General features: G+C 73.3%; 4 protein-coding genes and 1 riboswitch. All 4 genes read right to left on the reverse strand.

Going from position 1 to position 4,741, the window contains the following annotated elements; genetic code table 11:
* Positions 1–49: 49 nt before the first annotated feature.
* Positions 50–1,192, reverse strand: coding sequence for a M23 family metallopeptidase (locus E4099_RS29125; RefSeq protein WP_245245287.1), 1,143 nt, complete (start codon positions 1,190–1,192; stop codon positions 50–52).
* Between the two features lie 11 nt (positions 1,193–1,203).
* Positions 1,204–1,347, reverse strand: a riboswitch (cyclic di-AMP (ydaO/yuaA leader).
* Positions 1,348–1,560: 213 nt separating this feature from the next.
* Positions 1,561–2,706: a PP2C family protein-serine/threonine phosphatase gene (locus tag E4099_RS29130; protein ID WP_386389157.1), complete on the reverse strand. Its 1,146-nt coding sequence runs from the start codon at positions 2,704–2,706 to the stop codon at positions 1,561–1,563.
* A gap of 362 nt (positions 2,707–3,068) precedes the next feature.
* On the reverse strand, positions 3,069–3,839 hold the full coding sequence (locus E4099_RS33780; protein WP_209446791.1) for a DUF6227 family protein: 771 nt from the start codon (positions 3,837–3,839) through the stop codon (positions 3,069–3,071).
* A 530-nt stretch (positions 3,840–4,369) separates the two neighbouring features.
* Positions 4,370–4,741: DoxX family protein (locus E4099_RS29140; protein WP_425348283.1), on the reverse strand; the 372-nt coding region annotated here is incomplete at its 5' end.

Genomic DNA, 4,741 nt, shown 5'->3' on the forward strand with positions numbered 1-4,741 from the left:
GAGGGGTGACCGGGAGATTGGGGCCGGTCGGGTCAGGGATGGTGTCGGATCAGGGGTTCATCCCGTGATCGCGCAGCCAGGGCATCGGGTCGATCGGGGAACCGCCGCCCGGGCGCACCTCCAGGTGCAGGTGCGGGCCGGTCACGTTGCCGGTGGCGCCGACCCGGCCGATCACCTCGCCGGTGTCCACCGCGCCGGAGGTCTGCACCATGGAGGATAGGTGGCAGTACCAGATCTCGGTGCCGTCATCGAGGGTGAGCACGATGCGGTAGCCATAGGCTCCGGCCCAGCCGGCCTGGGTGATGGTGCCGCCGTGTACGGCCTTCACCGGGGTGCCGGTCGGCGCGGCGAAGTCCTGGCCGGTGTGGTCGGCGGACCACATGTCGCCGGCCTGCCCGAAGTCGGCGGTCAGCGTGTAGGAGGCGACGGGGAGGACGTAGGAGCCGGCGAGCTTGGCGAGGCGCTCGGCCTCCGCCTTCCGCTGCGCCTCGGCCTTCCGCCTGGCCTCCTCATCCGCCTTTCGCTTGGCCTCCGCTTCGGCGGCCTTCCGCTTGGCCTCCGCCTCGGCCTTGCGCCGCTCGGTCTCGGCGGCCTTCCGCTGCGCCGCCTGCTTGGCTGCGGCCTCGGCGGCGGACTTCTCCGCGGCCAGCCGTTCGGCCGCCTCGGCGGAGTCCTGCTGCTGCTCGGCCTGCCGCATGATGCGGGCGCGGAGCGCCTCCCCGGCGTCGGTGGCGCCGCTGGCCCGGTCCTGGGCGGTGAGCCCCGCGGTGGACAGCGGCTGGTGGGCGACGGTCGAGCCGTCGGACGGGCCGGCGGAGTCCCCGTCGGAGAACAGTCCGCCGATGCCGGGGAGCTCGTCGGGGCTGGGGAGGGCGTCCTGGACCTCGCCGGCCAGATGGGCGACGTCCGGCATCGATATCGGGGCGTTGGGACGGTCCTTGGCGGTTGCCATGCCCCCCGCGCCGACCGCGGCGATGACGCCGACGCCGAGTACCGCGCCGCTGCGTGCCATGCCGCCGCCCCGCTGCTTGGCGACCCGGTGCCGACCGCGGACCGGAGCGATCGACTCGGCGGTCGGGTTCCACTCCTCGAAGCCCGCCTCACCCGGAACGGCGCTGTCGGGGCCGGTGTCGTGACCGGCGCCGGAGAAGCCGGTGGGTGCCTCGTCGAGGGCAGACCTGTTGGACGCCACGGGGGCGCACTCCTTTCCTTCCGTCTCGCCTACCGGGTTAGCTGACGGGTTCGGAGCAGGAAGGTCTCCTACGGGTCCAAGGTGCGGACCCGATTCACCCCAAGGTTGGTGGTTCCCCGGTTCCCTGGTGTCGCGGGATTCGGCGACGGCGCACGGTGCCGCCTCTTGCGGCGGTTGTGACGACCGCGCTGCGTTATCGAACGTTAATAGACAGCGCGAGCTGATTCCAAGCCGTTCACCGGAATCCAGGGAGCTTTGACGATCATTTACCACCCATCGCCAGTCAATCTGGAACAAATTGCCACCGGATACTGAGGGGTAGCGGGCAGAGCAGTCGGTGATCGTACGTCAATCGTTACGCACACCGGTCATGGATGCCTACTCTCCGTGACGCTCTGCTGCTCGCTGGCGGTGAGACCGGCCTCGCCCGGTTCGGCAGCGCCACGGCGCTTGGTGCTCCGTTCCAGCCCACGCCCCGTCACCCGTTTGCGGACGCCGCGCGGTTCGGCGATCCGATGGATCGCCAGCAGCGCCATGTCGTCCGCCGCGGCACCCCTGGTGTGCTGTGCGACATCGTCGATCAGCGCGTCCAGCAGGACGTCCGGGCCGCGGAAGAGGCAGCCGCGCAGCCGCTCGGCCGGATCGTAGAAGACGCCGTCCGGATCGCGGGCGTCGGTCACCCCATCGGTGAACAGCAGCAGCATCGCGCCCTGCGGCAGGGCCAGCTCGTCCACCCGTTCGGGCCAGCAGCCCAGTTCGCCCATGCCCAGGGGCAGGGCGGGCACCGCGGGTTCGGCGAGGCGCACCGAGCCGTCGGTGAGCAGCAGCAGCGGAGCCGGGTGCCCCCGGTTGACCAGTCGCAGGGTGGACTCGTCGGGTGTGATCTCGCCCAGCACCGCCGTGGTGAAGCCCTCGAACTGATCAAGGTTGGCGCGCCGCCGCCCCTCCCGGTCCAGCGCCCGCTCCAACCGCCGGGTCAGCCCCTCCAGTCCGCTCTCCTCCTCCGCGGCCTCCCGGAAGGCGCCCAGCACCACGGCCACCGCCTCCACCGCGCCCAGCCCCTTGCCCCGCACATCGCCCACGACGAACCGCACGCCGTACGGGGTCTCCTGCACGGCGTACAGGTCGCCGCCGATCCGGGCGTCCGCCTGCGCCGCCGCGTACCGGGCGGCGATCCGCAGTCCGCCCAGCTCCGGCGCGGGCACGGGCAGCACCGCCCGTTGCACCGCCTCCGCGATCCCGCGGGCCGAGGCCAGCCGCTGGGCGCCGCGGTGCACCACCTGGTTGGCCGCCAACGCGAGCAGCGCCACGGTCAGCACGGTGACGACCTCGATCGCGCCCTCGACATGGCCGTGCACCCCGTGCAGCAGGGAGAGCACCAAGGCGGTGGCGGTGGAGGCCACGGCGGTGACCGCGGTGACCGTGAGCGTGCTGAACGGGGCCGCGATCAGCGGAGCGGCGGACAGGAACGGGGCGGAGCTGAGCCGGGGCGGCGTGAGCAGGTCGAAGACCACGCCCCCGGCGATCAGTATGGCCGGAACCCACCGAGCGAAGTGCGGGTACGGATTCGCCGCGCGCCCCGGGCCAGCAGCCCTGTCCCCTCGCACCCGCACCGGTCACTCCCGCTGGTCCGCCGGCCGTGTCCCCGGCCTCGTGGCGAGGGCCGTCCCCAACGCCCGCATCGGTACGGACCCGTCTGCCACCCGCCCCTTCAGGCTCCCGGCTGCGGGGCGGGCGGGCGAATCGGTGTCGGCCATGTGGGGCACACCCGGAAGGCCGATCCTCCGCAGGCCGCCCACACCCGCGAGCCCAGCGGACCAGCTGGGTCAGGGCCAGGCCCGAATCCGGCAAGGACGCGACCGACGCCCGGGTCGGCTCACAGGTCGACGCCGAGGGCCCTCGCGCGCCGGTCCGCCGCCAGCTCGGCGGCGGCCTCGTCCAGGTAGACCTCGCAGACCAGCCGCCCGTCGCTGGTCAGGTTGTGCTCCAGCTCCCAGAGGCTGATCTCGTCCCCGCCGGCGAGCAGGAACGCGTGCTCGTAGAAACGGCACCAGGTGGCGTCCGGACCGCCGGGGCGGCGGCGCGGCTTCGGGGCGAGCGCGATGTCGTGCGCGAAGGCCGTCGCCAGCAGCTGCTCGACGTCCTCGCCCGGCCGGTCGTCGTTCTCCGCGCGGCGCAGCACCCGGCGGGCGTGGTCGGCCGAGTTGTCGGCCACGTACACCCGCGCGGTCTCCACCGGCAGCGGGGTGTGCAGCAGTTGGTCGGACAGCCGCATCACATCCGCCGTGTACTCCTCCCAGAGGCCGCCGCCGGTCCGCTCGTGGGCCCGGCGCTCGGCCTGCACCAGCGTCTCCTCGTCGGTGTACAGCTCGTACAGCGGCCGTACGTCCATCCCGGTGTGGTGCTCCAGCTCCCACAGCACCTCACTGGTCCCGTCGGGGAGCAGGAAGACGTGCCGGTAGGTGCCGTACCCGAGTGGGCGCGGGGCGTCGTTGCACTGCCGGCAGGAGCGCAGTTCGGTCTGGTGCATCAGGGCGTCGCGCAGCCGGACGAGGAACGCCTCGTCGATCTCGAATCCGTTCTGGGCGCGGGCCAACAGCCCGTCGAGATGCTCGGCGGGCGTCCCGCCGATGCGTCCGTGCACCATGTACCTTCTCCTCCCGGCCATCGACTCGCCGCGCCCCCCAGCGGACCACCTCGCGACTTACCGTAGCGGTGCCGATACGGGCCGCGTGCGGTGTTTCGGAGAAGCCGTGCCCTGGCAAGGACTCGTATTCAGCTCAGCGCCGCCAGGCTCGGATGTATCACTGAGCGGGGGTGCTGCAGTGAAAGATTCGGCCACGAGCCGCGGTATCACCTGGGATTCAACGGATCCGGGTGTTCCGGATCCGGTTGGTCCGCTCTTTCGCAGGGCATGGTTCGCGCCTCGGCTCGACCTTCGGGCAGCCCCCGTCGGCGGCCCGTAATGATCCCTCCTGGCCCCTCCGTCCAGGGCCGGCACGGAAGCCCGGCACAGCGCGATGCGCCCCGCGCACGCCCTGCCCTCGCCGTTACGCCCCGCGCATTCGTCCGCGCCGCCGAACCCCGTCCGCGCCCCGCAGCCCCCGCCCGCGCCAGGAAGCCCGCTCAGGGCTCACCCCCGTCCCCGCAGCCCGCAGCGCCCGCCGCACCGCCCGCTCAGGGCTCGACCTCCCCGTCCGGGCTCACACCCGCCGCCGCCTCCCGCTCCGCAAGGGCCGCCGCCCGCCGCTTGAGCACCACCGCCGCCGCCACCGCGCTGGCCGTGGAGGCGACGGCCACCACCCATGGGCGGTCCAGGCAGTGGCCGGTGGCGTGGTCCACGGAGAACCGGCCCGGCCCGGTGATCCCCAGACCGGCCGCCACATAGCCCAGGAACGCCGGGTACTCGAAGCCGCCCGCGGTGCTGAAGAACCCGGCCGGAGCGTGTACCGAGACAGCCCCCGCCATCGCGCCCGCCGCCGCGGCCCCGGCCGCCGGGGTGGCCAGCCCGGCGGCCGGGGCCGCGGCGGCGGGCGCGATGGCGGGGGC

The organism is Streptomyces palmae (genome assembly GCF_004684805.1).
GTDB lineage: Bacteria > Actinomycetota > Actinomycetes > Streptomycetales > Streptomycetaceae > Streptomyces > Streptomyces palmae.

Bases quoted from the DNA above. Each gene is read 5' to 3' on its own strand.
- E4099_RS33780 (WP_209446791.1), bottom strand. From the start codon at position 3,839: ATGGTGCACGGACGCATCGGCGGGACGCCCGCCGAGCATCTCGACGGG.